General features: G+C 65.7%; 24 protein-coding genes. 18 read left to right on the top strand and 6 right to left on the bottom strand.

The window, feature by feature from the left end:
* Positions 1-50 precede the first annotated feature (50 nt).
* From AC07VI_RS23775 to AC07VI_RS23800, 6 genes are all read left to right on the top strand, one after another.
* A complete protein-coding gene (locus AC07VI_RS23775; protein WP_086146134.1) occupies positions 51-749 on the top strand; it encodes a UPF0149 family protein in 699 nt (232 codons plus the stop codon).
* A 78-nt stretch (positions 750-827) separates the two neighbouring features.
* Positions 828-1,748, top strand: coding sequence for a LysR family transcriptional regulator (locus AC07VI_RS23780; RefSeq protein ID WP_086146106.1), 921 nt, complete (start codon positions 828-830; stop codon positions 1,746-1,748).
* A gap of 102 nt (positions 1,749-1,850) precedes the next feature.
* Positions 1,851-3,374 (top strand): MFS transporter, encoded by a 1,524-nt coding sequence (locus AC07VI_RS23785; protein ID WP_492993022.1) that lies wholly within the window; start codon positions 1,851-1,853, stop codon positions 3,372-3,374.
* Positions 3,375-3,400: 26 nt separating this feature from the next.
* Complete coding sequence (locus AC07VI_RS23790; protein ID WP_492993020.1) at positions 3,401-4,471, top strand: HlyD family secretion protein; 1,071 nt, start codon at positions 3,401-3,403, stop codon at positions 4,469-4,471.
* Positions 4,468-5,907, top strand: coding sequence for an efflux transporter outer membrane subunit (locus AC07VI_RS23795; RefSeq protein ID WP_492993018.1), 1,440 nt, complete (start codon positions 4,468-4,470; stop codon positions 5,905-5,907). Before AC07VI_RS23790 ends, AC07VI_RS23795 begins: the two co-directional genes overlap by 4 nt.
* On the top strand, positions 5,904-6,338 hold the full coding sequence (locus AC07VI_RS23800; protein WP_193068917.1) for a hypothetical protein: 435 nt from the start codon (positions 5,904-5,906) through the stop codon (positions 6,336-6,338). The genes AC07VI_RS23795 and AC07VI_RS23800 overlap by 4 nt, the downstream gene beginning before the upstream one ends.
* Before the next feature lie 21 nt (positions 6,339-6,359).
* On the opposite strand, the gene AC07VI_RS23805 is transcribed toward AC07VI_RS23800, so the two are convergent.
* From AC07VI_RS23805 to AC07VI_RS23825, 5 genes are all read right to left on the bottom strand, one after another.
* A complete protein-coding gene (locus AC07VI_RS23805) occupies positions 6,360-7,148 on the bottom strand; it encodes an ATP-binding cassette domain-containing protein (RefSeq protein ID WP_492993016.1) in 789 nt (262 codons plus the stop codon).
* 10 nt (positions 7,149-7,158) lie between these two features.
* Positions 7,159-8,211, bottom strand: coding sequence for a FecCD family ABC transporter permease (locus AC07VI_RS23810; protein ID WP_492993014.1), 1,053 nt, complete (start codon positions 8,209-8,211; stop codon positions 7,159-7,161).
* Positions 8,208-9,134 carry a heme/hemin ABC transporter substrate-binding protein gene (locus AC07VI_RS23815; RefSeq protein ID WP_086146110.1) on the bottom strand — a complete coding sequence of 309 codons (927 nt, stop codon included), beginning with the start codon at positions 9,132-9,134 and terminating at the stop codon, positions 8,208-8,210. The genes AC07VI_RS23810 and AC07VI_RS23815 overlap by 4 nt, the downstream gene beginning before the upstream one ends.
* Positions 9,122-10,213 carry a hemin-degrading factor gene (locus AC07VI_RS23820; protein WP_492996271.1) on the bottom strand — a complete coding sequence of 364 codons (1,092 nt, stop codon included), beginning with the start codon at positions 10,211-10,213 and terminating at the stop codon, positions 9,122-9,124. Before AC07VI_RS23820 ends, AC07VI_RS23815 begins: the two co-directional genes overlap by 13 nt.
* Positions 10,214-10,439: 226 nt before the next feature.
* On the bottom strand, positions 10,440-11,339 hold the full coding sequence (locus tag AC07VI_RS23825) for a DMT family transporter (RefSeq protein ID WP_086146112.1): 900 nt from the start codon (positions 11,337-11,339) through the stop codon (positions 10,440-10,442).
* 317 nt (positions 11,340-11,656) lie between these two features.
* Here AC07VI_RS23825 and gcvA point away from each other — a divergent pair, with 317 nt between their 5' ends.
* Both gcvA and AC07VI_RS23835 read left to right on the top strand, forming a co-directional pair.
* Complete coding sequence (gcvA, locus tag AC07VI_RS23830; protein WP_086146113.1) at positions 11,657-12,601, top strand: transcriptional regulator GcvA; 945 nt, start codon at positions 11,657-11,659, stop codon at positions 12,599-12,601.
* Entirely contained in the window at positions 12,598-12,975 is a 378-nt protein-coding gene (locus tag AC07VI_RS23835; RefSeq protein WP_099420684.1) for a hypothetical protein, read from the top strand. The genes gcvA and AC07VI_RS23835 overlap by 4 nt, the downstream gene beginning before the upstream one ends.
* A 119-nt stretch (positions 12,976-13,094) precedes the next feature.
* Here AC07VI_RS23835 and orn read toward each other — a convergent pair whose 3' ends face one another.
* Positions 13,095-13,691, bottom strand: a complete 597-nt coding sequence (gene orn / locus AC07VI_RS23840; protein ID WP_170909761.1) for an oligoribonuclease — start codon at positions 13,689-13,691, stop codon at positions 13,095-13,097.
* Between the two features lie 56 nt (positions 13,692-13,747).
* On the opposite strand from orn, the gene AC07VI_RS23845 reads away from it, so the two are divergent.
* The 10 genes from AC07VI_RS23845 (at position 13,748) to AC07VI_RS23890 (ending at position 26,364) form a co-directional block, all read left to right on the top strand.
* Positions 13,748-15,022: a M48 family metallopeptidase gene (locus tag AC07VI_RS23845; RefSeq protein ID WP_086146115.1), complete on the top strand. Its 1,275-nt coding sequence runs from the start codon at positions 13,748-13,750 to the stop codon at positions 15,020-15,022.
* A complete protein-coding gene (locus AC07VI_RS23850) occupies positions 15,019-15,384 on the top strand; it encodes a 4a-hydroxytetrahydrobiopterin dehydratase (RefSeq protein WP_086146116.1) in 366 nt (121 codons plus the stop codon). The genes AC07VI_RS23845 and AC07VI_RS23850 overlap by 4 nt, the downstream gene beginning before the upstream one ends.
* Positions 15,381-16,286: a ribosome small subunit-dependent GTPase A gene (gene rsgA / locus AC07VI_RS23855; RefSeq protein ID WP_086146117.1), complete on the top strand. Its 906-nt coding sequence runs from the start codon at positions 15,381-15,383 to the stop codon at positions 16,284-16,286. Before AC07VI_RS23850 ends, rsgA begins: the two co-directional genes overlap by 4 nt.
* Positions 16,287-16,553: 267 nt before the next feature.
* Positions 16,554-17,009 (top strand): hypothetical protein, encoded by a 456-nt coding sequence (locus AC07VI_RS23860; RefSeq protein ID WP_086146118.1) that lies wholly within the window; start codon positions 16,554-16,556, stop codon positions 17,007-17,009.
* Positions 17,010-17,190: 181 nt separating this feature from the next.
* Positions 17,191-20,034, top strand: a complete 2,844-nt coding sequence (locus AC07VI_RS23865; protein ID WP_492993009.1) for an ATP-binding protein — start codon at positions 17,191-17,193, stop codon at positions 20,032-20,034.
* A 278-nt stretch (positions 20,035-20,312) separates the two neighbouring features.
* The gene (argF, locus tag AC07VI_RS23870) at positions 20,313-21,233 is read left to right on the top strand and encodes an ornithine carbamoyltransferase (RefSeq protein ID WP_086146120.1); all 921 of its coding nucleotides are present in this window, start codon (positions 20,313-20,315) and stop codon (positions 21,231-21,233) included.
* A gap of 69 nt (positions 21,234-21,302) precedes the next feature.
* Positions 21,303-22,538, top strand: a complete 1,236-nt coding sequence (locus AC07VI_RS23875; RefSeq protein WP_034759383.1) for an argininosuccinate synthase — start codon at positions 21,303-21,305, stop codon at positions 22,536-22,538.
* 307 nt (positions 22,539-22,845) lie between these two features.
* Positions 22,846-24,657, top strand: coding sequence for a methyl-accepting chemotaxis protein (locus AC07VI_RS23880; protein ID WP_086146121.1), 1,812 nt, complete (start codon positions 22,846-22,848; stop codon positions 24,655-24,657).
* Between the two features lie 4 nt (positions 24,658-24,661).
* Positions 24,662-25,120, top strand: coding sequence for a chemotaxis protein CheW (locus AC07VI_RS23885; RefSeq protein WP_492993006.1), 459 nt, complete (start codon positions 24,662-24,664; stop codon positions 25,118-25,120).
* On the top strand, positions 25,117-26,364 hold the full coding sequence (locus AC07VI_RS23890) for a CheR family methyltransferase (protein ID WP_492993004.1): 1,248 nt from the start codon (positions 25,117-25,119) through the stop codon (positions 26,362-26,364). Before AC07VI_RS23885 ends, AC07VI_RS23890 begins: the two co-directional genes overlap by 4 nt.
* Positions 26,365-26,367 lie beyond the last annotated feature (3 nt).

Here is a 26,367-nt window from a genome sequence, read left to right on the forward strand (position 1 = left end):
TGCACCGCAAGGCGTATACTGGCGGCTTACATTCAATCAAAGAGCAAGCCATGCAACTCGAACAGCCATTATCAGAAAAAGAATTCGACGAATTAGACCAATTCCTGTTGTCGGACCGGTGCTCCGAAGACGCCATGACCATGGATATGCTGCACGGCTATCTGACGGCCGTGGCCATCGGCCCGGAACCGATCATGCCGGCCGAGTGGTTGCCGCGCGTGTGGGGCGAAGATGCCGAAGATGCGCCGAAATTCAAGAACGGCAAGGAAGAAGAGCGCATCGTCAACCTGATCATGCGCTTCATGAACGAAGTGCTGGTGACGTTTGAAGTCGCGCCCAAGGAATTCGAAGCCCTGTTCGTCGAACACGACTACGAAGGCCAGACCCTGATCGACGCCGAAGCCTGGTGCTGGGGCTTCTGGGACGGCATGGAACTGCGTCCAGGCTCGTGGAACGAAATCTGGGATTCCGAAGTGGCCGAACTGATGCAGCCGATCTACCTGCTGGGCGCCGACGAAATCAAGGAAGAAGAGCTGAAACTGGTGGAAGACCCGGTCAAGGCGCACAAGCTGGCGCAGGAACTGGAAGCGAACCTGCCGGCCATCCACCGTTTCTGGGTCCCGCGCCGCAAGGCACCGGTGCAAACCATGAAGCGCGAAGAGCCGAAAGTGGGCCGCAACGACGACTGCCCTTGCGGCAGCGGCAAGAAGTTCAAGAAATGCTGCGGCGCAGAGCCGGCAGCCGAGTAATAACGCTATAGCATCTCCCCCTGCGCCGGCGTCCTGCCGGCGCAGCGCTGGCGCTGGCCTCCGGGCTATAATCGCCGCATGAAACTCCCCGACCTGAACCTGCTCGTCGCCCTCGACATCCTGCTCGAGGAAGGCAGCGCCGTGGCCGCCGCGCGGCGCATGAACCTGAGCGCGCCGGCCATGAGCCGCACCCTGGCGCGCATCCGCGACGCCATCGGCGACCCCGTCTTCGTGCGCTCCGGGCGCGGCCTGGCGCCCACCCCGCGCGCGCTGGAGTTGCGCGAGCAGGTGCGCAGCGTGGTGGAGCAGGCGCACGCGATCTTCACTTCCGGCCGCGAAGTCGACCTGCGCACCCTGGAACGCACCTTCAGCCTGTGCGCCAACGACGTGTTTGTCGGCGCCTACGGCGGCAAGCTGCGCGACCTGCTGGCCAGCCATGCGCCGAATACGGTGCTGCGCTTCGTGCCCGAAGGCGATGGCGCCACGGAAAACGACGCCCTGCACGCGGGCCGCATCGACCTGTACATCAGCGCGCGGCGCGCCTTTGCGCCCGACATCAAGCTGCAGCAGCTGTTTAGCAGCGGCTTTGTCGGCATCGCCCGCAGCGACCACCCGATCTTCGACGGCCCCGTCAACCTCGACAGCTTTACCGAGTACGAACATATCAGCGTCTCGCGGCGCGGCCTGGCGCGCGGCCCCTTCGACACGGCCCTGGCCGAGCGGGGCTACACGCGCCGGGTCTCGCTGATCAGCCCCAACTTCCAGTCCGCCATCTTCGCCGTGGCCGATTCGCGCCTGCTGCTGCCCCTGATGCCCACGCCCCTGCTGCCCATCGTCGAGCGGCTGGGACTGAAACTGCGCACCTTCCAGCTGCCGATTCCCGTCGACAGCGTCGACGTGATGCAGGCCTGGCACCCGCGCCTCGACCACGACCATGCGCACCGCTGGCTGCGGCGGATGATCAAGGAGCTGTGCGGCAGCGCGCCGCCGGACGAATGAATCATTGCGCCAGACGCAATTCAGACTTCCTCAATGATCAATTTTCACAAGATTAACGGCTACCTATACTGCGTGGACTGATTCTCATCCACGGAGTTCCCTGTGTCCGCTGTACCCCTACCCGGCGCCGCCCCCGCGGCCGCGCCTCCCGCCCCACCTGTCTTTGGCCTGCGCCTGGCCACGGGCCTGGCCGGCGTGCTGCTGGCCGTGCTGGTGTCCGGCCTGAACGAAAACATCACCAAGATCGCGCTGGCCGACATCCGCGGCGCCATGGGCATCGCGCGCGACGACGCCAGCTGGCTCGTCGCCCTGTACGCGGCCGCCTCGGTGTCGGCCATGGCGTTCGCGCCATGGTGCTCCGTCACGTTCTCGCTGCGCCGCGTCACCCTGGCCGCCATCGTGGTCTGCATGGCTGCCGGCGTGCTGTGCCCGTTCGCGCCGAATTTCTCCGTGCTGCTCGTCCTGCGCGTGGTGCAGGGCGCGGCCGGCGGCGCCCTGCCGCCCATGCTGATGACGGTGGCGCTGCGCTTCCTGCCGCCGAACATCAAGCTGTATGGCCTGGGCGGCTATGCGCTGAGCGCCACCTTCGGCCCCAGCCTGGGCACGCCGCTGGCCGCCTTCTGGAGCGAATACCTGGGCTGGCAATGGGCGTTCTGGCAAGTCGTCCCGGGCAGCATCGCCGCCCTCTTGATGGTGTCGTGGGGCTTGCCGCAAGACCCGCTGCGCCTGGAGCGTTTCCGTCAATTCGACTGGCGCGGCCTGCTGCTGGGCCTGCCCGCCATCAGCATGCTGGTAGTCGGATTGCTGCAGGGCGAGCGCCTGGCCTGGTTCGCCTCGCCGCTGATCTGCGTGCTGCTGGGCGGCGGTCTATTGCTGCTGGTATTGTTCTTTATCAATGAATGGTCGCATCCGCTGCCGTTCTTCAAGCTGCAGCTGCTGTCGCGGCGCAACCTCAGCCACGCCCTGCTGACCCTGGGCGGCGTGCTGTTCGTGCTGCTGGCCGTGATCCTGATCCCCTCGTCCTACCTGGCGCAGGTGCACGCCTACCGCCCGCTGCAGACGGCGCCCGTGATGCTGATGGTGGCCATGCCGCAGTTGATCGCGCTGCCGCTGGTGGCCGCCCTGTGCAATCTGCGCGCCGTCGACTGCCGCTGGGTGCTGGCCATCGGCCTGGCCCTGCTGGCGCTGTCCTGCGTGCTCGGCGCGCGCATGTCGCCGGACTGGATACGCACACACTTCTACCTGCTGCAGGCGGTGCAGGTCTTTGCGCAACCGATGGCCGTGATTCCCCTGCTGCTGCTGGCCACCACGGGCCTGGCGCCGCAGGACGGCCCCTTCGCCTCGGCCTGGTTCAACACCATCAAGGGCATGTCGGCCGTCGTCGCCACGGGCGTGCTCGACACGCTGATCACGCGCCGCAACCACTTTCATTCGACGGTGCTCAGCGAACGCCTGGGTAACCTGCCCGGCGATCTGAACATGGCCGGCTTGAGCGCGCGCATGCATGCGCAAGTCGTCACCCTGACCTCGTCCGACCTGTACCTCATTGTCGCCGCCATCGCGCTGGCCATGATTGTGATCATTCCCATCCTGCCGACGCGCGTCTATGCGCCGCGCGCAGCCTGACTTTTATTTCACGAAAGAGCCTCACCATGAATGTCCCCATCCTGCGCTCGCGCGCTTTTCTCCTCGGCCTGGCCCTGCTGGCCTGCGCCCTCGCCTTTTGCGCCTGGCAATTGCTGTTTTCCCCCAGCGAAGAACAAGGCACCGACGACGCCTTCGTCAGCGCCGACTACACCGTGCTCTCGCCCAAGGTGGGCGGCATCGTGCGGGAGGTGCTGGTGGAAGACAACCAGACTGTCAAGGCGGATCAGCTGCTGGCCCGCATCGACGACCGCGACTACCAGGCGGCCCTCGCCTCGGCCCGCGCCGACGTGGCCGGCGCCGAAGCGCAGCGGCTCAATACCCATGCCACTCTGGAACGCCAGCAAGCGCTGATCGAGCAGGCCAGCACCCTGGTCGAGGCCAACCAGGCCGAGGAAAAGCTGGCGCAGCAGGAACTGGCCCGCTCGCAGCACCTGGCCGGCCAGGGCGCCGGCAGCGTGCAGAGCGCGCAGCAGGCGCAATCGCGCTTCGACGTGAGCCGCGCGCGCCTGGCGCAGAACCGCGCCGCCCTCGTCGCCACGCGCAAGCAGACCGACATTTTGCAGGCGCAGCAAGGCGCCGCCGAAGCGGCCCTGCTGCGCGCCCGCGCCAGCCTGCAGCGCGCCGAACTTGATTTGTCGCATACGCAGCTGCGCGCCCCCATCGACGGCATCGTGGGACGCCGCGCCGTGCGCGTCGGCGCCCTGGTCGCTCCCGGCGCCAGCCTGATGGCCGTGGTGCCCCTGAACCGCAGCTTCGTCGTCGCCAACCTGCAGGAAACCCAGCTGACGCACGTGCGCCAGGGGCAGCGCGCCAGGATCGCCGTCGACGCCTATCCGGGCATGCTCCTGCGCGGCACGGTGCACAGCATCGCGCCCGCCACGGGCGTGACGTTTGCCGCCATCGCGCCGGAAAACGCCACCGGCAACTTCACCAAGGTGGTGCAGCGCATCCCCGTCAGGATCGCGCTCGATCCCGGCCAGGATGACGGCAGCCGCCTGCGCGTGGGCATGTCGGCCGAAGTGCGCATCGATACGGCCATGCGCCGTCAGGACCTGCAACAGGTGAGCGCGCGATGAAAACCTTGATCTTCATCATGGCCGTGGGCCTGGCCGGCTGCGCCAGCGTGGGCAGCGACTTCCAGCGCCCGCACCACGAGCTGGGGCAGCAATGGCGCCAGGCGCACGATGCCCGTTTCGCCGCCCGGCAGGACGCCGCCCTCGAACAGCGCTGGTGGGACAGTTTTGGCGATACCACCCTGTCTTCCCTGCTGCAGCGCGCCGCCGGCGCCAACCTCGACGTGCTGGCGGCTGGCAGCCGGCTGGAGCAAAGCCGCGCCGCACGGGGCGTGGCGGGCGCCGCGCAAGGCCCCTCGCTGGGCGCAAATGGCAGCGTCAGCCGCGCGCGCAACAGCGAACAAGGCTTGAGCGACCCGTCGCGCAACAACGGCCAGTCCGCCTACAGCCTGTGGCAAGGCAACCTCGACGCGGCCTGGGAGCTGGACCTGTGGGGCCGCGTGCGGCGCGAAGTGGAAGCGGCCGACGCGCATGTCGGCGTGGCGCTGGAAACGCAGCGCGGCGTGCTGCTGGCCGTGCTGGCCGAAACGGCGCGCGACTACATCGAACTGCGCGGCGCGCAGCAGACCCTGGCCATCACGCGGCAGCTGCTCGATATCGCCCGCCATACGCTGGACCTGACCCGCATCCGCCTGCGCGAAGGCGCGGCGACGCAGCTCGACGAAGCCGAGGCGGCGGCCCACGTGGCCACCATCGAAGCGCGCCTGCCGCCGCTGCAGCAGCGCGAAGCGCGCCTGGGCAATGCCCTCGCCCTCTTGCTGGCGCTGCCGCCGCAAGGCTTGCGGGCGGAACTGGCGGCGGACAAGGACATTCCCGCCGTGGCCATGCAGGTGCAGCTGGGCGTGCCGAGCAGCCTGGCCGGGCGGCGTCCCGACATCCGCCGCGCCGAAGCGCAGCTGCACGCGGCCACCGCCGCCATCGGCGTGGCGCAAGGCGATTTTTATCCGCGCATCACGCTGTCGGGCAGCATCGGCCTGCAGGCGATGCAGCTGTCCGACATCGGCTGGGACGCCAAGCGCTTCGCCTTCGGTCCTGGCTTCAGCGTGCCCCTGTTCGATGGCGGCCGCCTGCGCGGCAAGCTGCAATTGCGCGAGGCGCAGCAGCAGGAAGCGGCCATCGCCTACCGCCGGACGGTGCTGGCCGCCTGGCACGAGGTGGAAGATGCCTTATCTGGCTACCAGGCCAACGAACGGCGCCAGGCCAGCCTCGATGAAGCCATCAAACAGGGACGCCGCGCGCTGGGCAGCGCGGAACTGCAGTACCGCCAGGGCGGCACGGACTTGCTCAACGTGCTGCATGTGCAAAACACCTTATTGAACAACGAAGCGGCGCTGGTCGACAGCCGCGCCACCGCCTCGCTGTCGCTGGTCCAGGTCTACAAGGCGCTGGGCGGCGGCTGGCAGGCATTTTCAACCACCTCGCTAGGAAGCACGCCATGAAACCGAATCCCGCACAATTTTCCATCCACGACGTCAGCGACTTTCCCATCGTGCGCTTTCGCCCTGAAACGGCCGTCACCGGCTATGCCCCGCTGTGGGAAAACGACATGGACGCCCTGCTGCGCCACGGCGAACCGTTCGTCATGCTGTTCGAAGAGGAGCGCAGCGATGAAGCGCACATCGACCGCAAGCGGCGCGGCCTGTGGCTCAAGCACAACAAGGTGGCGCTGGCTGCCCTTTGCCGTGGCCTCGTCTCCGTCGAAGCCGATGCGCAGGAACGCGCGCGCCTGCAGGCCATGGCGGCCGGCGCCATGAAAGCCTTCGGCATCGTGCAGGAAGTGACGGCCACGCGCGAACAGGCCGATGCCCTGATGGTCTGGCTGCTGGGCAGCGGCCAGATGGCGCGGCCGCGCGCGGCGGACGTGTGGTGAGCGAGTAAATAAATGTGTCGGTCAGGCGGCCCTGCGTATGGCGCTTCTGGCGGGGATGACGCACACGTCGCCATCGCTGCTGGTCGCCGTCGTCAGGGCGATGCCGTACAGCGCGGCCAGGGCGGGCACGGCGCCGGCATCGCTGGCGATATCGGCCACCAGCCGGCCCGAACGCACCAGCAGCAGCCGCTCGAAGCCCAGCAAGGCGTGGTTGATGTCGTGCAGGATGGCGACGACGGCGTGGCCGCGCGCCGCGCAAAACTGCTGCAGGCTGTCGAGCAGCTCGAACTGCAGGCCGGGATCGAGCGCCGCCAGCGGTTCGTCGACGAGTATCAAGCCATTTTCCACATCCCACATCTGCGCGAAGATGCGCGCCAGCTGCACCCTGGCCTGTTCGCCGCCGGACAGGATGTCCAGGCGCCGCCCCAGCAAATGCGCGGCGTGCGCCAGGGCGGCCGCCTCCCGCACGATGCGTTCCAGCTGCGGGTCGGCCAGGCGCGCCACCCGGCCCAGGCCGATCACCAGGTCCGACAGCAAACCGAAGGCCACGTTCGAGCCCTGCGGCAGGACGGCGCGGCGCCGCGCCAGTTCGGCCAGCGGCCACTGCGCCAGCGGCCGTCCCGCGAACGCCACCTGGCCCGCCTGCGGCCGCAGTTCGCGCGCCATCAGTTTCAACAGGGTCGACTTGCCCGCGCCGCTGGGGCCGAGGATGGCGATGCGCTCGCCGGGCGCCACCCGCACATTGAAGGGGCCGAAATACTGCTGGCCCAGTTGCGTGGTGGCGAACGTGAGTTCCAATAAAGGCGTCATGCCCATCCTTTCAGGCCGTGCCGTGGCGGAAGCGCCGCAACAGCATCAGGAAAAATGGCCCGCCCAGCAAGGCCGTGAAAATGCCGACGGGCACTTCCGCGGGTATGGCCACCGTGCGCGCCAGGGTATCGGCCGACAGCAGCAGCAAGCCTCCCATCGGCATCGCCAGCGGCAATACCTTGCGCTGGTCGGCGCCCAGCCAGGTGCGCACCAGGTGCGGCGCGATCAGGCCGATAAAACCGATGCCGCCGCACCAGGCGACGGCAAACCCCGTCAGCACGGCCACCAGCACGATCACCTGCGTGCGCAGGCGGCCCACGTCGACGCCCACGTGCGATGCGGCCGCTTCGCCCAGCGCCAGCGCATTGAGCGCGCGCATCAGGTAGCGCGTTGCCCACAGCGCGCCCGCCAGCACCAGCAGCAGGGCCGCCACCTGGCGCCAGCTGCCGGCCGACAGCGAACCCAATGTCCAGAAAGTCAGCGTGCGCAATTGATCGTCGCTGGCCAGGTAGATGCACAGGCCCATGACGGCCACCGTGATGGCGTTCAGCGCCACGCCCGTCAGCAGCAGGCCGACGATGGAGCCGGGCGTGGCCCAGCGGGCGACCCGGTCGAGCAGCACGCAGACGAGCATGGCGCCGGCAAACGCGGCGGCCGGCAGCAGCCACACGCGCAGTTCGGGCGCCACGTGCAGGCTGGCGGCGAAAACGATGGTGGCCGCGCCCGCGCAGGCGGCGCCGCTGCTCACGCCCAGCAGGCCCGGGTCGGCCAGCGGATTGCGGAACAGCCCCTGCGTCAAGCCGCCGGCCAGCGCCAGCGCGGCGCCGATCAGGATGGCGAACAGCGCGCGCGGCAAACGGATATGCCACAGCACATACGCGCCGCCGGACAGCGCCGCGTCGCCCGCTTGAAACGGCGCCAGCCAGTCGGCCAGTGCCACGGACACGGCGCCCGCCTGCACGGCGACGAGCAAGCCGCCAGCCAGGGCCGCGGCCAGCAGCCCGCCGGCGCCCCAAGGCGCCCAGCGCCAGGGCGCGGCGCAGACCAGGGAAGCCACGTTCATGCCGCCATGGCTTGGGCAAACGCGGCATCGAGTTCGGCCAGCGCCTGCGGCATGCGCGGGCCAAAGCCCAGCAGCAGCATGGCTTCCTGCGAGACGATGCGCTGCTTGCGCCCGGCCGGCGTCTGCGCCAGCCCTGGCAGTTTCAGGATGCCATCCACGCCGCCCGACGCTTTCAAGCCCTGGTCCGTGACGAGCACGATGTCGGGCCGCGCGGCGATCACGGCTTCGGGCGTGAGCGGTTTGTAGCCGGCGAATCCACCCTGGCCGCCCATCACGTTGACGGCGCCCGCATACGCGAGCATGGCGTCGGCGCCCGTCTCGCGCCCGCCCACCATCACCTGGTTGGGCGCATGGGCGAGGATGAACAGCACGCGCACGGGCGCATGCTGGCGCTGCTGTACCTTGGCCAGGGCGCCGTCCCACTGCTGCTGCAGGCTGTGCGCCAGGCGCGCGGCGGGGTCGGGACGGCCCGTGATCCGGCCCACCTGCTTTACGCGCTCGAGCAAGCCTTCGAATCGGTTGTTCGCGCTGAGCACCGCCACCGGCACGCCTGCGTCGCGCACCTGGCGCAGCACCGCTTGCGGCCCCGCTTCCTCGGTGGCGATCAGCTGCGTGGGAGCGAGCGACAGCACGCCTTCGGCCGACAAGGTGCGCGCATAGCCCACCTGCGGCAGTTGCTGCGCCACGGCCGGGTGCAGCGAGGTGGTGTCGACGCCTACCAGCTCGCCCTGCGCCTCGAGCGCATACACGATTTCCGTCAGCGCGCCGCCCACGCTGACGATGCGCCGCACTTTGGCCAGCGGCTTGCCCGCGTCGGTCACTGCCGCCAGCACCTGCATGGGCGCGGCCAGGGCCAGCGCTCCGGCCCCCATTTTTTTCAGCGCGATGCGGCGCGCCACGCTGGCGGCGATCATGCGGCGCATAGTTCGCCCTCCTGCGCCACCCTGTCGACGATATGGCGCCATTCGCACAATTCATGCACGCCCGGCTTGCGTTCGCCGAAGAACATGACGATGGTGTCGCCCTTGGCGTCGAACAGTTCCACGGACGTCACCAGGCCGTCGACGGTCGGTTTTTTCACCACCCAGGCGCTGGCGACATGGTCTTCGCGCAAATGCAGGTTGAAGCTCGCATCGAGGATGTTGATCCACGGCCCCATCACGGCAACCTTGTGCACGGGTCCCGAATGGATCTGGATCATGCCGGTATTGCCGACGAAGGCCATGATGGACACTTTTTCGCGCGCGGCATCGTTGAGCAGGTCGAGCACGCAGGAGGTGTCGATCTGCTGCACGAAGCGCGCTTCGGCCAGGCGCAGGCCCTGCAGGCGCGAGACCGCATATGTTTTCAGCAAAGTGAAGAATTCGTGCGTGTCGCGCAAGTCGGCCCAGGCGGCGCGAAAACCGGCCACGTCGATCTGCGCGTCGGGCAATTCGGCCGGTGGCGCCGCCGGCGCCATCACGGCGATGCCGGCTGCCTGGTCGGCGTCGGCAAAGCGCGCCACCAGCGCGTCGTAGGCCGCCAGCTCGCTTTGCGGCTTGAGAAAAATCTTGTGCACGGCGTGGCCGGCAGCGTCGAAAAATTGCAGGCTGCGCTGCACCTCGTGCCCGCCCGCGTCCACCTCGCGCACGGCAAAGCCATGCGCCCACTGGCGATAGAACACGCGCAGGTCGATGTCGCCGCCCAGTACCAGGCCCACGTGGCTGTTGTGGCTGGCCTTGCGGTAGACGCCTGTCTTTTCATGCACGCACGAGGCGTTGCGCGTCAGCGCCATGACTTCGCCCAGCGGTTCCAGCGCGGCCAGGATGGCGGGCCAGTCCGCCTGCAGGCGCTCGGCGCCCAGCAAGGCGCCATCGGCCAGCGACAGGCCCGCATGCGCGGCGATCAGTTCGCCCTCGGAAATGGCCAGTTGCTCGGCGATATCGCGGTGGCGGGCCTTGCTTTCGCGGCGCAGGCGGGCGAATTCGCTGACGATCAGCTCGGTATTGCAAACAGGGGGCATGCTCGACACGGTGTCTCCTTTCAGGGCGAACACTGGCTGGCATGGGCTGGCTGGTGGTGGGGGAATCTTGAAATCAATTATAAATGAGAATCATTCGCAATCAAGACTTATTTGTGCGCGCGCAGGACGGAGCAAAAAAAAAGCGCCGCGACGGGAAACCCGTCGCGGCGCCAAAGGAGACCGATCGATACGACTGATCAGTGTTGAGAAAATGTCAGCGTTGAACTCAGGCGCTGGCCTGTACTGCCGGCATGGCGGCCGGTTTCGCCGCGGGGCGCTGCGCCAGCAAGACCACGGCGGCCAGTACCATGGCGCCGCCCAGCAATTGCGTGCCGCTGACGGATTCCTTCAGCAGGGCGACGCCGAAGGCCATCGTGATGACGGGCTCGAACGTGGAAATGATGGAAGCCTTGGCTGCGCCGATCTGCGCCACGCCGGCAAAGAAGGCGGCAATGGCGATGGCCGTCGAGAACAGGGCGATGGCGCTGACGGCCAGCCAGCCCGTCGCCGTGCCCGGGAAGGAAACACCTTGCCATAGAGCAATTGCGCTGTTCGACAGGCCTGCCGTGCCCAGAATCACCACGCAAGCGGCCAATGGGTGAATATTCTCGCGGCTTTTCGACAGGCTGTTGCCAAACAGAATGTAGACGGCGTACACGCCGGCGGCCATCAGCGCCAGCGCGATGCCGATCGGCTGGCCCTGCAGCTTGCCGCCCAGGGTGATGGCCATGCCGGCAATGGCCAGCGCCATCAGCACCAGCATGCGCCGGTCCAGCTTTTCCCAGCCCAGCGCCAGCGCCAGGATCGTCACCAGCACGGGATACACATACAGCAGCATGCCGCACAGGCCGCTGCTGGCATACATGAGGGCATTGAAATAGCCTTGCGACTGGGCCGTGTACATCAGGCCCATCAGCATATAGCCGGCCAGCAGGCGGCCGCGCGGCAGGCGCCAGCCGCCCAGCCACACGAGCGGCAGCAACAGCATGGCGGCGATGACGAAACGCAAGGCCAGCATGGTCGACGGGTTGACCCCGGACGCATAGGCCGCCTTGGCAAACACGGCGGAACTGCCGAAACCGGCGGCCGACAGCAACACCAGCGCAACGGCGCGGCGATCAGACATGACTAAACCTCTTTCAGTAACACCTGGGTAAACCTGCTGCGCGTCGCGCTTTGCGGCCGGCGATGCTCACCGCCTCGGCGGCCCCGTACAAGTACGGTTGCGCTTCTCAGCCACAAATCACTGCCGCTCGCGACGGTTTTCCCAGACGTTGTAAATATTAATGCCAAGCAAGGCTGGAAGATGATGCGTGCGTGAATCCTATTGCGGGTCACTTCATGCAGTGACGGCATCATATTCGCTTGCGCAAAATGAAACAAACCAATATTCTTCACGGATAGGCCAAATAATACTGAGGCTCAATTCTCTTGAAGACTGCCATGTCACGTCCCTTGCCACCGCTCGCCGCCCTGCACGCCTTCGAGGCGGCCGCCCGCCATGAAGGTTTCCAGCGCGCGGGCGAGGAATTGCACGTCTCGGCCGGCGCCATCGGCCACCACGTAAAGCAGCTGGAAGCGTGGCTGGGCATCGTGCTGTTCCAGCGCCTGCCGCGCGGCGTGGTGCTCACCAGCGCCGGCCAGCGCTATGCGGCGTCGCTGGGCCCCATCCTGAACCAGCTGGCCGACGTCTCCGAGCAGGCGCGCCGCCAGGGCGACGACAAGGTGGTGACGGTGACGGCCACCAGCTCGCTCGTCTCGCGCTGGCTGATGCCGCGCCTGGGCCGGCTGCGCGACCGCTATCCGCAGATCGAGCTGCGCGTGCTGGCGTCCATGCACCCGGTCGACCTGGCGCGCGATGGCGTGGACGTGGCCATCCGCCTGGGACCGGGCCGCTATCCGGGTCTCAAAGTGGATTTACTCATGGAAGAATGGTTTTCCGCCGTCTGCAGCCCCGATTTCCGCGCCAACGCGGCCAGCCTGCGCCAGCCGGCCGACCTGCTGCGCTACCCGCTGCTGCACGACGAGCCGGAGGTGCACCTGCCCGGCGAAATCGACTGGACGCGCTGGCTGCACAGCTGCGGCGTGCATTACAGCGGCAATAGCGGCAACAGCGGCGCGCGCTTTTCGCACACCTATCTATGCCTGGACGCGGCCGCCAGCGGCCAGGGCGTGGCCATCGCCGCCAGCCCCCTGATCGGCGACGACCTGCGCTCGGGGCGCCTGGTGCGCGTGTTCGAACACGCGGTACGCGGCCCCCACTGCTACTACCTGCTGCGTTCGCCCCAGGCGGAAACGCGGCCCCTCGTGCACGCGTTCTGCGAATGGCTGATCGCCGAGGCGCGCGCCGACCAGGAAACCGTCTGGCCCGCCGTGGAGACCGCATGACGACACACGAACTGGCGCGCAGCGCCGCATATATTGTCCAGCACGAATACGAACACGCCAGCGTACTGGCCGCCGATGGGCGTCACGCCAGCCTGGGCGAATTCTATGGCGACCCGGCCGCGGCCTTGATCGACGTCAATGAGCAATGGTGCGCCGTGGCGGGCGAGGGATTGGTGCTGTGCCGGCTGGGCCAGCCGTTCGGCCCGTGCGTGGAATACTTCCGCCAGCCGGGCGAAGTGCGCTGGATCGCGGCTTTACGGCAAACGGGAGCGTTTGCGCTGGAATGGCGGGATGAGGATGGGGCTTGGCACGGCCTCGATTTCGACTTTGAAACGATTGTAATGGAAACTTCGCGACGCCCCGCAAAACCGTAGCGGGCGGAAGGGAGAGGCGGCTAAGAAGCGCCCCCGTATTCTGTACGGGGGCGCCGAGCCGGTGAGCATCGCAGGTCGCCTATACCGACGCGCAGCGGGTTTTGCGAGGCGTCTTCACGTTACAGTTTAATAAAGTGCTCGCGGTAGTACTTGAGCTCTTCGATCGATTCCAGAATATCGGCCAGGGCCGTGTGCTTCTGGTGCTTCTTGAAACCGGTGGCGATTTCCGGCTTCCAGCGCTTGCACAGCTCTTTTAATGTCGATACATCAACATTGCGATAGTGGAAGAACGCTTCCAGTTTCGGCATGCCGCGCACCATGAAGCGGCGGTCCTGGCCGATGGTGTTGCCGCACATGGGCGACTTGCCTGCCGGTACGTATTTCTTCAGGAACGCGATCAGTTCCGCTTCCGCCTGCGCTTCCGTCACGGTCGACGCCTTGACCTTGTCGATCAGGCCAGAGCGGCCATGCGTGCCCTTGTTCCAGGCATCCATCTTGTTCAGGGTTTCATCGGATTGATGAATCACAAACACGGGGCCTTCGGCCAGCAGGTTCAAGTGCATGTCCGTCACCACCACCGCCACCTCGATGATGCGGTCGGTATCGGGCTCCAGGCCCGTCATTTCCATGTCGACCCAGACCAGGTTCATTTCGTTTGGACGTGCGGGCACGGTGGGTGCGGGGGTGGATGCAGCTAAGTCGGTCGCTTGTGACATAATTCTCTCTTGGCCTAATCAAACTAAATAATCAGCCATTTTCTCACAGGCACAGAATGTATTCACTCGCGTTTTCGATTTTGTTTGTTTCCGTCCTCGTTTTGACCCTGACCGTGCGCTTCTGGCTGGCCTCGCGGCAAATCCGCCACGTGCTGGCCCACCGCGCCCTTGTGCCGCACGAATTCGCGGAAAAAATCCCGCTGGCGGCACACCAGAAGGCGGCCGACTACACTGTGGCGAAGACCAAGTTCGGCCTGCTGACCCTGCTGGTCAACTATGCCGTGCTGATCGGTTTTACCTTGCTGGGCGGCCTGCAATGGCTGGCGCTGCACATGCACGAGCTGACGGGCCCGGGCATGGCATACCAGATCGGCCTGATCGTTGCCTTCGCCGCCATTTCCGGCCTGATCGACCTGCCCTTCGAGTACTACCAGCAGTTTGTGCTGGAGCAACGTTTTGGCTTCAACATGATGAGCAAGAGCCTGTTTTTCACTGACTTGCTCAAGAACATAGGCATCACGGCGGTACTTGGCCTGCCGCTGCTCTGGGTCATTCTTGTCCTGATGGCGAAAAGTGGCGACCTGTGGTGGTTCTATGCCTGGCTCGTCTGGAGCGCGTTCTCCTTGCTGATGATGATCATCATCCCCAACTTTGTTCACCCGCTGTTCAACAAATTCACGCCGCTGGCCGACGAAGCGCTGAAAAGCCGCATCGAAGGCTTGATGCGCCGCGTGGGTTTCGCCTCGAAAGGCCTGTTCGTCATGGATGGCTCGAAGCGCAGCGCCCACGGCAATGCGTATTTCTCGGGCTTTGGCGCCAACAAGCGCATCGTCTTCTTCGACACCCTGCTGTCGCGCCTGGCGCCGCAGGAAATCGAAGCCGTGCTGGCGCACGAACTGGGCCATTTCAAGCTCAGGCACATCGTCAAGCGCATCGCCATGATGTTCGTCATCTCGCTGGGCTTTCTGGCGCTGCTGGGCTATTTGAAGACGCAGCCGTGGTTCTATGCGGGCCTGGGCGTCGATCCCGTGGCGCTGGCGCTCACGGGCCAGCCGACGGATGCGCTGACCTTGCTGCTGTTCCTGCTGGTGTTGCCGGTATTCACTTTCCTGCTGGGACCGTTGGCCTCGCTCAGCTCGCGCAAGCATGAATTCGAGGCCGACGCCTTTGCCGCCACGCACACGCAGGCGGACGACCTGGTCTCGGCCCTCGTGAAGATGTATGAAGACAATGCGTCGACGCTGACGCCCGACCCGCTGCACTCGGCCTTCTACGACAGCCATCCGCCGGCCAGCGTGCGCATCCGCCACCTGAAAGGAGCAACCGCATGAGTACGCCATCCACACTGCAAGAGCTGGCCCAGCTGTCCTGCGCACCGCGCCAGCACGCGCTGGGCGACACCGGTGTCGCCACCCTGCACGCGCTGCTGCCGCAATGGAGCGTGCGACAAGGCAAGCTGTGCCGCGACTTCGGCTTCAAGAATTACTACCAGACCCTGGCGTTCGTGAACGCCCTGGCCTACATGACACATACGCAAGACCATCATCCGGAGCTCATCATTACTTACAAAACCTGCGCCGTGCGCTACGACACGCATTCGGTCAACCAGGGCGCCGGCGGCCTGTCCGAAAACGACTTCATCTGCGCCGCCAAGGCCGACCTCATTTACCAGAGCAGCCAGGTGGCCCCATGAGCGAAGGCAAGTTGACGGGCGTCATCATCGCCGCCCACGGACGCCACTACCTGGCCGACGTGGATGGCGCCAAGCTGCAATGCGTGACGCGCGGCAAGAAAACCAATGTGGCCGTGGGCGACATCGTGCACCTGACCCGCACCTCCAGCGACCAGGCCGTCATCGACCGCATCGAGGAACGCAAGACCCTGCTGTACCGCTCCGACCAGTACAAATCGAAGCTGCTGGCGGCCAATTTGACGCAGCTGTTCATCGTCGTGGCGACGGAACCGGGCTTTGCCGACGACCTGATCTCGCGCTCGCTGGTGGCGGCCGACGCGGCCGGCATCGAGGCGCGCATCATCCTGAACAAAACGGACGTGACGGCCTCGCTGGAGCGGGCCCGCGAGCGCCTGCTGCCGTATTCATCGATGGGCTATCCCGTCGATGAAGTGTCGGCGCGCGCCGAGCCGGAGCACGCCGTGGCCACCCTGGCGCCGCTGCTGGCGGGCCAGTCGTCCATCCTCATCGGCCAGTCGGGCATGGGCAAGTCATCCTTGATCAACCTGCTGGTGCCGGACGCCGACATCGCCGTGCGCGAAATCTCGGCCGCCCTGGACACGGGCAAGCACACGACGACCTTTACGCGCCTGTACAAGCTCGACGAACTGGGCGCCAACAGCTCCATCATCGATTCGCCCGGCTTCCAGGAATTCGGCCTGTACCACTTGAGCGAAGGCATGCTCGAGCGCGCTTTCCGCGAATTCCAGCCCTACCTGGGCGGCTGCAAGTTCTACAACTGCCGCCACCTGATCGAACCGCAGTGCGCCATCCTGCAAGCCTTGTCTGAAGGCAAGATCACCAGGATGCGCCATACGCTGTACGGCCAGCTGCTGCACGAATCGGCGCAGACGCTGTATTAAGCAGTTGCCGCCAAGAAAATATCGCAATATAAAAACCTCGGCCGGCAAAATATAATTTTGCAGCCGAGCCCGCCTTCCGACTTTAATCCGAAAACCGTTCATTCGCCGTTTTATGCGCTTCATCGCATAAAACCCGCCATCCATCGCCTGCCGCTGGCGATGGCCCGGCGCGTTTGTTAACTTGACACCAGTCCCTGCCGGAAACCCGCCAGCGACCACGCGATCTAACTCCGAGCAATCCCGCCACCCTGATCGAAGGTGAATGTCATGCATACCAAACGCTTCCTCCCCGTCCTTGCCGCCGTCTTCGCGCTCGCCGGCAGCGCCGCCCAGGCCCAGACTGCCGCCGCGCCGCAAGCCGCCGACAGCGTGCGCGTCACGTCCGGCACCTATTACCACGTCACGGCACGGCAAGCCTTCGAGATCGAGCAGCAATACCGGCTGTCGAACGGCCAACGCCTGCAAATCGATCAGGCAAGCAACCATTTCTACGGCCGCCTGATCGATGAGCGCGAATGGCAGGAAAAGCCCGCCGTGGAAATCTACCCGACGGGACCCGGCCAATTCGTCACCAGACGGGGGACGACCTTCGTCTTCAGCAATGAAGGCGAACATGTGGTGATCGACGACGCCCAGCTCTTGCCGGGACTGCACATGCCTGCCGCCATGCGCAGCGCCAGCACCGCCTCCGGCAACGCCGGCATCCGCCTGGTATCGCGCTAAACCCGGCGCCGGACGATGGCGCGGCGGGCATGAATCGCCATGCCGCGGTGTCGGCGCGCGGCGCACAATTCTGTCCTGCACACTGAACAATTCCCCTGAATGCAGCTTACAATGCGGTGACGCATGGCCTGTCCCGTCGCAGGCTGGCGCCACTGTTTGCGGGGAGTATGCTTGAATGGAAATGTTCGCGCTCGAACATGACGTAGCACAGTGGGACAGTGCCTTGCTGCCGTTGCGCGGCGCCGGGCGCGTCCCGCTGCTGCTGTTGCTGTCCTGGCATTTGCGCCAGCGTAATTGCGCCAGAGCCATTGCGCTGAGCGAGGAAGCCCATTTATTGCTGCCACTGGCCGGGCTGGAACCGGCCGCACTGGAACAGGCGCGTGCGCGCCTGCAGCTGGTGCAGGCGGAAGTAGCATGGCTGCAAGGTTCGCTCGATGCGGCAGAAAGCCTGGCGCTGGCCGCGCAGGCCATCTCGTGTGCGCACGGCAACGGCGCCGCCTGCGCCGACGCCCACTGGCTGCTGTCCTCGATCGCCGTCGACCGGGGCGACCATGCGCGCCGCGATGCGGAACTGCAGGCGGCGGCCGAGCAGGCGCGCCGCGCCGGCGACGCCTTGCGCGCCAGCCTGGCCGACGCGGCAACGGCGCGCTGGGCCGTCCTGCACGATGCGCCAGCCGCCCAGGCCCGCTGGGGCAGGCAGTTTCCGGCCGACGGCGGCAAGCTGCCCGCGCCGCTGGCTACCTGGGTGCACGACTTCCACGGCTTGCTGGCGCATACCTCGCGCGACCTGGGCACGGCCGCCGGCCATTACATGCAAAGCTATGAGGCGGCGCTGGAAAGCGGCCAGCTGCGCGGCGCCATCACGGCCGCCATCAATATCGGCGACTGCTTCGCCAGCCTGAACGACCACGAATCGGCGCTGGAATGGATGCAGTGCGCACTGGACCTGGCGCGCCCGACAGGCTGGCCGCGCAGCATCGGAGCTTGCCAGACGCATGCGGCCGAAACCCTGCGCAAACTGGGGCGCCTGGCCGCCGCCGAGGAATTGCTGCGCGAAGCGCTGCAGACCCTGGCGCCCGTCACGGGCGCGCGCACCTATGCCAACGCCCTGCTGCACTTGGGCGAACTGAGCCTGGACAAGGGCGACTACGATACGGCGCTCGACGCCTTCAGCCGCCTGGCGCAGCGCGCCGAAGCGCTGGGGCAAGCGGATTTCCGCAGCGTGGCGCAGCGCGGCAGCGCGCACGCGCTGTCCTACCTGGACCGCCCGGAGGAGGCGCACCAGGCGGCGCAGCGGGCGTGCCAGCTGGCCGCCGCCCAGGGCGACGCCATGCACCAGGTGGCGGCGCTGCGCGTGCTGGCCATGCTGCATGCGCGCCACGACTTGCCGCCGCCGCCCGGCATGCAGGAACGCAATCCGGCCCTGCATTTCCTGCACCAGGCGCTGCAGGTGGCCGCCTCCATCGACGGCTATGTGCCGCCCGGCGAACTGCTCGATGCGCTGGCGCGCGAATATGCGCACGCGGGCGACTATGCGCGCGCCTACGATATCGCGCTCGACGCGGGCGTGGCGCGCGAAAAAAGCCACACCCAGCAGGCGAACAACCGCGCCACGGCCATGCAGGTCTACCACCAGACGGAGCACGCGCGCTCGGAAGGCTATCACCACCGCGAACTGGCCGCCTCCGAGGCGCGCCGCGCCGAAGTGCTGCAGCAGACCAGCGACACCCTGGAGCGCCTGTCGGCCATCGGCCAGGAAATCACCACCCACCTCGACGCCGGCGCCGTGTTCCAGGTGCTGGACCGCCATGTGCACGCATTGCTTCCAGTCAACACCTTCGCCGTCTACATGCTCGATCCTGCCGGCACGGCGCTGCGGCGCGCGCACGGCATGGAAGCGGGCCGTCCCCTGCCCGACAACGCCATTCCGCTGAGCAATCCGCGCGCCTATTCCGTGCGCTGCCTGCTGGGCCGGCGCGAAGTGTATATCGCCCAGGTGCCGCCCAAGCGCCATGCCTACACGGTGCCCGGCACCCTGCATAACCAGAGCGTGCTGTACGTGCCCTTGACGGTGGGCGAGCGCGTGCTGGGCGTGATGACGGTGCAGGCTTGCCATGCCGACGCGTATGGCGAGCGCGAGCGCCTGATCTTCCGCACCCTGTGTGCGTATGGCGCCATCGCGCTCGACAACGCCAGCGCCTACCGCCAGCTGCAAGATGCCCAGGCGCAACTGGTGTCGCAGGAAAAACTGGCCGCCCTCGGCTCGCTGATGGCCGGCGTGGCGCATGAGCTCAATACCCCGATCGGCAACAGCCTGCTGATCGCCAGCACCATGCAGCAAAAGACGGAGGACGTGGAACGCCTGATGAACGGTCCCGGCCTGCGCCGCTCCGACCTGGCCGCCTACATCGACGATGCGGGCAAGGCGGCGGCGCTGGTGATGCGCGGCCTGCACAGCGCGGCCGACCTGGTCAACAGCTTCAAGCAGGTGGCCGTCGACCGCACCACCGAGCAGCGGCGCCAGTTTGATCTGCAGCAAGTGAGCAATGAAATCATCGCCACCGTCATGAACCGCATCCGCGGCTCGGGCCACCGCATCGAGATGGAGATCGGTTTCGGCATCGCCATGGACAGCTATCCGGGGCCGTTCGGCCAGGTGATCACCAATCTGATCAACAACGCCCTGCTGCACGCCTTCGCCCCCGCGCCCAACGACGGCGCCGCCGGCACGGGCTGCATGCGCCTGTCCGCCACGCTCGACGGGGCCCGCGTGCAGATCGTGTTTGCCGACAATGGCGGCGGCATCGCGAAACAGCACCTGTCGCGCATCTTCGACCCCTTCTTTACCACCAAGCTGGGCCAGGGCGGCAGCGGCCTCGGCTTGTCGATCAGCTATAACATCGTCACGGCCCTGCTGGGCGGCACCATCGAGGTGGCCAGCAGCCCGGCCGGCACGCGCTTCACCCTGGACTTGCCGCTGGTGGCGCCCCAGCTCGACGCCGCCGCGCCGGCCAGCATCTACTAGCATGCGGCGAGGACGGGCTTGCTTGCCTATACAAGTACCCGTCCGGACGGACTTTCCAATCTAAAAGCAAAACCCTTATAATTGAACGGCTGAAGTCCCTGCCATTGCATTATTTTCAACGTGGCAAACCGCATCGTTCCGCGCCGCCAGCGTGCGCGGACGACGATCAACACAGCAGCGCGCCGGGCAAGGCCGTCATCAGCGAGAGAGGTTTCAGCTGATGCAAGCCGGCGGGAAAGGCACGCCGCCGGCGGCCTGCGCATCTTCAAGTGGTCATTATGTCGACAAAAAAACCGATCAAGCACTACCTCCAGTTCTCCGATTTCACGTTGGACGAGTATGAATACGTGATCGAACGCGCCCATCTGATCAAGCGCAAGTTCAAGAATTACGAAATCTACCATCCACTGATCGACCGCACCCTGGTGATGGTCTTTGAAAAGAATTCCACGCGCACGCGCCTGTCTTTCGAGGCCGGCATGCACCAGCTGGGCGGCGCCGCCATCTACCTGAACACGCGCGACTCCCAGCTGGGCCGCGGCGAGCCGGTGGAAGACGCGGGCCAGGTCATGTCGCGCATGTGCGACATCATCATGGTGCGCACCTTCGGCCAGGACATCATCGAGCGTTTCGCCGCCAATTCACGCGTGCCCGTGATCAACGGTCTGACCAATGAACACCACCCGTGCCAGGTGTTTGCCGATATCTTCACCTACATCGAACACCGCGGCTCGATCGCCGGCAAGGTCGTCGCCTGGATCGGCGACGCCAACAACATGCTGTACTCGTGGCTGCAGGCGGCCGAGGTATTCGGCTTCCACGTCAACGTGTCGACGCCGAAGGGCTATGACATTGACCTGGCGCAAGTCAAGACGGCGCGCTACACTTTCTTTGACAACCCGTCCGACGCCTGCGCAGGCGCGCACCTGGTGAACACGGACGTGTGGACCAGCATGGGCTACGAAGCGGAAAACGCGGCCCGCATTGCCGCCTTCGACGGCTGGATCGTCGACGGCGCAAAGATGGCCCGCGCCGCGCCCGACGCCCTGTTCATGCACTGCCTGCCTGCGCACCGGGGCGAGGAAGTGGCCGCCGAAGTCATCGACGGCCCGCAATCGGTCGTGTGGGACGAGGCGGAAAACCGCCTGCACGTGCAAAAAGCGCTGATCGAATACCTGTTACTCGGTAAAATCCAATAATTCGCCTGGAATTGCAGAAATCCCGGCAGCATCGCACCACATACATCGACAACGACAACTGGAAGCAATATGAGCGACATTAAAAAAGTAGTCCTGGCCTATTCCGGCGGACTCGACACCTCCGTCATCCTGAAATGGCTGCAAGATAACTACCAGTGCGAAATCGTCACCTTCACGGCCGACCTGGGCCAGGGCGAGGAACTGGAACCGGCACGCGCCAAGGCCATCAAGTTCGGCATCAAGCCGGAAAACATCCACATCGAAGACGTGCGCGAGGAATTCGTGCGCGATTTCGTCTTCCCGATGTTCCGCGCCAATACCGTGTATGAAGGCGAATACCTGCTGGGCACCTCGATCGCCCGTCCTTTGATCGCCAAGCGCCTGATCGAAATCGCCAACGCCACGGGCGCCGACGCCATTTCGCACGGCGCCACCGGCAAGGGCAACGACCAGGTGCGTTTCGAACTGGGTGCCTATGCGCTCAAGCCGGGCGTGAAGATCATCGCCCCATGGCGCGAGTGGGACCTGCTGTCGCGCGAAAAACTGCTGAAATACGCGGAAGACGCCGGCATCGAAATCGACATGAAGCACAAGAACGGCGGCGCGCCGTACTCGATGGACGCCAACTTGCTGCACATCAGCTTTGAAGGCCGCCACCTGGAAAACCCGAGCGCCGAAGCGGAAGAAACCATGTGGCGCTGGACCGTCAGCCCTGAAAAGGCGCCGGACGAGGCGGAATACCTGGACATCGAATACGAAAAAGGCGACATCGTCGCCATCAACGGCGTGCGCATGTCGCCGGCCACCGTGCTGGCAGAACTGAACAAAGTTGGCGGCAAGCATGGCGTGGGACGCCTGGACCTGGTGGAAAACCGCTACGTCGGCATGAAATCGCGCGGCTGCTATGAAACCCCGGGCGGCACCATCATGCTCAAGGCCCACCGCGCCATCGAATCGATCACCCTGGACCGCGAAGTTGCCCATCTGAAAGATGACCTGATGCCGCGCTACGCTTCGATGATCTACAACGGCTACTGGTGGGCGCCCGAGCGCGTGGCCCTGCAAACCCTGATCGACCACACGCAGGAAACCGTGAACGGCTGGGTACGCATCAAGCTGTACAAGGGCAATGTCATCGTCGTGTCGCGCGATTCGAAGACCGATTCGCTGTTCGACATGAACATCGCCACCTTCGACGAAGACGGCGGCGCCTACAACCAGGCCGACGCCGGCGGCTTCATCAAGCTGAACGCCTTGCGCATGCGCATCGCCGCCATCGCCCGCGAAAAACGGGGCCAGAAGTAATTGCCGGGAGGCACCGCCTCCCGCACCAGCAAAAGCCGCCCCCGGGCGGCTTTTTTACGTCTGGAGCGCACTCGGCCGCGATTTACGGCCGTGCACGTGCCGACATCGCCCCCATTTTGCTGTCTGCATGGCAAAATGCTACAGTGCAATTTAGAGCACCTAACATAACCTACTGCGCGTCGCGATTTGCGGCCTGCGATGCTCACTGTGCATGCGCACAGTTGCGCTTCTCAGCCGCAACTCGCTGCCGCTCGCTACGGTTCTGTTAGGCGCTCTTAGTCGAAAACTTCCCGCTTCCGGAGCCACCATGTTCAAAGACCTGAGTATCAAGAATAAACTGTACCTGGGCTTCGGCTCGATCGTGGCCATCATCCTGATCCTGCTGAGCGTGGCCTACAACAGCTTTTCGCGCCTGTCGGATGCCAATGCATGGGACCGGCACACGATGGAAGTATTGATCGAGATCGACAAGATTCACAATTCCATCCTGCAAATCCAGGTCGAAACCCGCGGCTACATCCTGACCGGCAATGAAACCTCGCTGACGCCGGAAACGGATGAAACCGGAGTGTTGAGCCAGCACACGCAAAAAGCCATCGCCATGACGGCCGATAACAAGGTGCAGTCGGAACGCTTCCGCAAGATCGACCAGCTGACCACCACCTGGGTCAAGGACTGGATCAATCCCCTGATCGAAAAACGCCGCGCGCTGGGCAATGCGCCGGGCGCCACGGAAGCGGTGGCGCGCACCATGCCGCCATCGGGCTATCCGGCCGTGGCACAGGCCAACAAGCTGCTCGACGAAGTGGCGGCGGAAGAATCGCGCCTGCTGGCCGAGCGCACGGCCAACACGGCAAAACTGCAGGAAACCATGATGCTGACGCTGGCCCTGGGCGGCCTGCTGTGCGTCGTGCTGGCGCTGGGCATTGCCTACCTGCTGGGCCGTTCCATCCTCGGTCCGCTGAACAACCTGACGGACGCCGTCGGCCGCATCGCCGCCGGCGAACAGGGCGCGCGCGCCGCCATCATCTCGCGCGACGAACTGGGCAAGGTGACGGAAGAATTCAACCGCATGGCGCAAACCATCCAGGACAACCAGGCCAATGAGCTGGCCGCCACGAATACCCTGCGCGCCAAGGTCGATTCGCTGCTGGAAGTGGTATCCAAGGCGGCCTCGGGCGACCTGACGGGCAAGGTCGGCATCACGGGCAGCGACGCCATCGGCCAGCTGGGCAACGGCCTGGCGAAGATGTTTGAAAACCTGCGCAGCCTGCTCAACAATGTGCAGAAGGCCGGCATCCAGGTGACGACGTCGGCCACGGAAATTGCCGCCTCGGCGCGCCAGCAGGAAGCCACGGGTATTGAGCAAGCGCAAACGAGCGTGGAAATTCTCAGCACCACCAAGGAAATTTCGGCCAACACGAGCCAGTTGCTCAAAACCATGGAAGACGCCACCGCCGTGGCCGACTACACGACGAACGCGACGGCCGAAGCGCAAAACAACCTCAAGCGCATGGATTCGACCATGCAGCATATGGTCTCGGCCACCGATTCCATCAACGCCAAGCTGGCCGCCCTGTCGGAAAAGGCCAGCAATATCAACAGCGTACTGATCACCATCACGAAAGTAGCCGACCAGACCAACATCCTGTCGCTGAACGCCGCCATCGAGGCGGAAAAGGCGGGCGAGGCGGGCCGCGGCTTTTCCGTCGTGGCGACGGAAATCCGCCGCCTGGCCGACCAGACCTCGGTCTCCACCTGGGATATCGAGCAAATGTTGAAGGAAATGCAATCTGCCGTGTCGGCCAGCGTGATGGGCATGGATAAATTCTCGGAGGAAATTCGCCGCAGCGTGGGCGAAGTGCGCCAAGTGGCCGAGCAGCTGTCGTCCGTCATGGACCAGGTGCAGAAACTCACGCCGCAGTTCGACGCCGTGCTGCAAGGCATGCAGTCGCAGGCCATCGGCGCCTCGCAAATCTCCGACACCATGATGCAGCTCAATGACGCCACGCAGCAGACGGTGGAGTCATTAAAAGCCACCAGCGAAGCCGTGCACCAGCTGCAATATGCGGCGGGCGACCTGCAGTCGAGCGTGTCGACCTTCGCCGTGACCATCTGATCCCATGAAAGTACTGCTCTTTCACATCGGACGCGACCGCTACGGCCTGCCGCTGGCCGGCATCGTGCGCGTGCTGCCGCTGCTGGAACTGAAGCAGCTGCCGCTCACGCCCGATTACGTGGCCGGGCTGATGGACTTGCACGGCGTGCCCGTGCCGGTGATCGACCTGGCGCGCCTGGCCGGACTGCCGGCCGCCGCCGCGCAGTTCGACACGCGCATCGTCGTCGTCGACTACCGCGCGCCCGGCGGCGGGACGACGCACGCCCTGGGCCTGCTCGCTTCGCAGGTGCGCGGCATCGCCGACATCGATACCGACAAGCTTGAAGACAGCGGCCTGGCCATGGCGCCCTTCCTGGGCCAGGTGGCCAGCGACGCCGACGGCATCGTGCAGCTGGTGGAACTGCAGCAGCTGCTGCCGCCCGACGTGCGCGCGCTGCTGTTCCAGGGCGGGAGCGCGGCATGACGGCGCAAGCGCTGCTGCGCCGCGCCACCGGCCTGTCCGTGTCAAAATCGGTGGCCGAGCGGGCCGTCGGCCAGCGCATGGAGCAGACGGGCTTTAGCGACAGCGCAGCCTACCTGCAGGCGCTCACGCCGGTGGAAATGACGCAGCTGATCGAGCTGGTGGTGGTGCCCGAGTCGTGGTTGTTCCGCGATCCGCAGGCGTTCTACGCCACCGTCGAACTGGTGCAGGAACGCTGGGCACGGGGGCGCGCCACGCGCATCCTGTCGATTCCCTGCGCCGGCGGCGAGGAACCGTATTCGATGGCCATGGCGCTGCGCGACGGCGGCGTGCCGAAACAGGCGTTCAGCATCGACGCCTACGACCTCAGTCCCGGCTGCATCGAGCGGGCGCAGGCCGGCATCTATGGCCGCAACGCCTTCCGCGCCCAGGACGTGGCCTTCCGCGAACGCTATTTCACGCACGTGGCCGATGACGCCTACCGCATCATCGACGCCCTGCGCGAGCAGGTCACTTTCCGGCAAGGCAATCTGCTGCAGTTCGATATCGCCGCCTACAGCCGCCACTACGACGTCATCTTCTGCCGCAACCTGCTGATTTATTTCGACAAACCGACCACGCGCGCGGCCATCGCGAACCTGTCCGCCCTGCTGGCCGACGACGGCATGCTGCTGGCCGGCTATGCGGAAGTGCCGTCGTTCTGCCAGAACGGCTTTGCGCCGCTGCAGTTCCGCCAGGCCTTCGCCCTGAAAAAGGAGGCCGCGCCGCGGGCGTCCGTCATGCAGGTCGCGCCCGTGGCGCCGCGCCACGCCTTGCGCAGCGTGCCGCCGGCCATGCCGCCTGCCGTCCCACCGCGCGCCGCCGGCCCTGCAGCGCCGCGCGCGCGGCCCGTGTCCGTGCCGTCGTCCCCGCCGGCGCCGGCCGCGCCAGCCGATTTGCTGGCCGAGGCGCGCCTGCTGGCCGACCGTGGCCAGCTGCGCGAAGCCGGCGAAAAATGCCACGCCCACCTGGCGAGGGTGCCCGAGGCGGCGGAAGCGTATTTCATGCTGGGCATCATCAATGAACTGGCCGGGAAGATGGACCTGGCCGACGATTACTGGCGCCGCTGCATCTACTTGCAGCCCGACCATTACGAGGCGCTGTGCCACCTGGCCCTGCTGGCCGAACGCAATGGCAACCATACGGCCGCCGCCACCCTGAAGGCGCGCGCGGCGCGCATCTACCAGCGCCGCCAGGCGTCCAACTAAGGG

This window comes from Janthinobacterium sp. GW821-FHT03A03, assembly GCF_059421435.1.

Coding starts and splice junctions, on each gene's coding strand:
- AC07VI_RS23775 (WP_086146134.1), top strand. CDS start 51: ATGCAACTCGAACAGCCATTATCAGAAAAAGAATTCGACGAATTAGAC.
- AC07VI_RS23780 (WP_086146106.1), top strand. CDS start 828: ATGAAACTCCCCGACCTGAACCTGCTCGTCGCCCTCGACATCCTGCTC.
- AC07VI_RS23790 (WP_492993020.1), top strand. CDS start 3,401: ATGAATGTCCCCATCCTGCGCTCGCGCGCTTTTCTCCTCGGCCTGGCC.
- AC07VI_RS23795 (WP_492993018.1), top strand. CDS start 4,468: ATGAAAACCTTGATCTTCATCATGGCCGTGGGCCTGGCCGGCTGCGCC.
- AC07VI_RS23800 (WP_193068917.1), top strand. CDS start 5,904: ATGAAACCGAATCCCGCACAATTTTCCATCCACGACGTCAGCGACTTT.
- AC07VI_RS23805 (WP_492993016.1), bottom strand. CDS start 7,148: ATGACGCCTTTATTGGAACTCACGTTCGCCACCACGCAACTGGGCCAG.
- AC07VI_RS23810 (WP_492993014.1), bottom strand. CDS start 8,211: ATGAACGTGGCTTCCCTGGTCTGCGCCGCGCCCTGGCGCTGGGCGCCT.
- AC07VI_RS23815 (WP_086146110.1), bottom strand. CDS start 9,134: ATGCGCCGCATGATCGCCGCCAGCGTGGCGCGCCGCATCGCGCTGAAA.
- AC07VI_RS23820 (WP_492996271.1), bottom strand. CDS start 10,213: ATGCCCCCTGTTTGCAATACCGAGCTGATCGTCAGCGAATTCGCCCGC.
- AC07VI_RS23825 (WP_086146112.1), bottom strand. CDS start 11,339: ATGTCTGATCGCCGCGCCGTTGCGCTGGTGTTGCTGTCGGCCGCCGGT.
- gcvA (WP_086146113.1), top strand. CDS start 11,657: ATGTCACGTCCCTTGCCACCGCTCGCCGCCCTGCACGCCTTCGAGGCG.
- AC07VI_RS23835 (WP_099420684.1), top strand. CDS start 12,598: ATGACGACACACGAACTGGCGCGCAGCGCCGCATATATTGTCCAGCAC.
- orn (WP_170909761.1), bottom strand. CDS start 13,691: ATGTCACAAGCGACCGACTTAGCTGCATCCACCCCCGCACCCACCGTG.
- AC07VI_RS23845 (WP_086146115.1), top strand. CDS start 13,748: ATGTATTCACTCGCGTTTTCGATTTTGTTTGTTTCCGTCCTCGTTTTG.
- AC07VI_RS23850 (WP_086146116.1), top strand. CDS start 15,019: ATGAGTACGCCATCCACACTGCAAGAGCTGGCCCAGCTGTCCTGCGCA.
- rsgA (WP_086146117.1), top strand. CDS start 15,381: ATGAGCGAAGGCAAGTTGACGGGCGTCATCATCGCCGCCCACGGACGC.
- AC07VI_RS23860 (WP_086146118.1), top strand. CDS start 16,554: ATGCATACCAAACGCTTCCTCCCCGTCCTTGCCGCCGTCTTCGCGCTC.
- AC07VI_RS23865 (WP_492993009.1), top strand. CDS start 17,191: ATGTTCGCGCTCGAACATGACGTAGCACAGTGGGACAGTGCCTTGCTG.
- argF (WP_086146120.1), top strand. CDS start 20,313: ATGTCGACAAAAAAACCGATCAAGCACTACCTCCAGTTCTCCGATTTC.
- AC07VI_RS23875 (WP_034759383.1), top strand. CDS start 21,303: ATGAGCGACATTAAAAAAGTAGTCCTGGCCTATTCCGGCGGACTCGAC.
- AC07VI_RS23880 (WP_086146121.1), top strand. CDS start 22,846: ATGTTCAAAGACCTGAGTATCAAGAATAAACTGTACCTGGGCTTCGGC.
- AC07VI_RS23885 (WP_492993006.1), top strand. CDS start 24,662: ATGAAAGTACTGCTCTTTCACATCGGACGCGACCGCTACGGCCTGCCG.
- AC07VI_RS23890 (WP_492993004.1), top strand. CDS start 25,117: ATGACGGCGCAAGCGCTGCTGCGCCGCGCCACCGGCCTGTCCGTGTCA.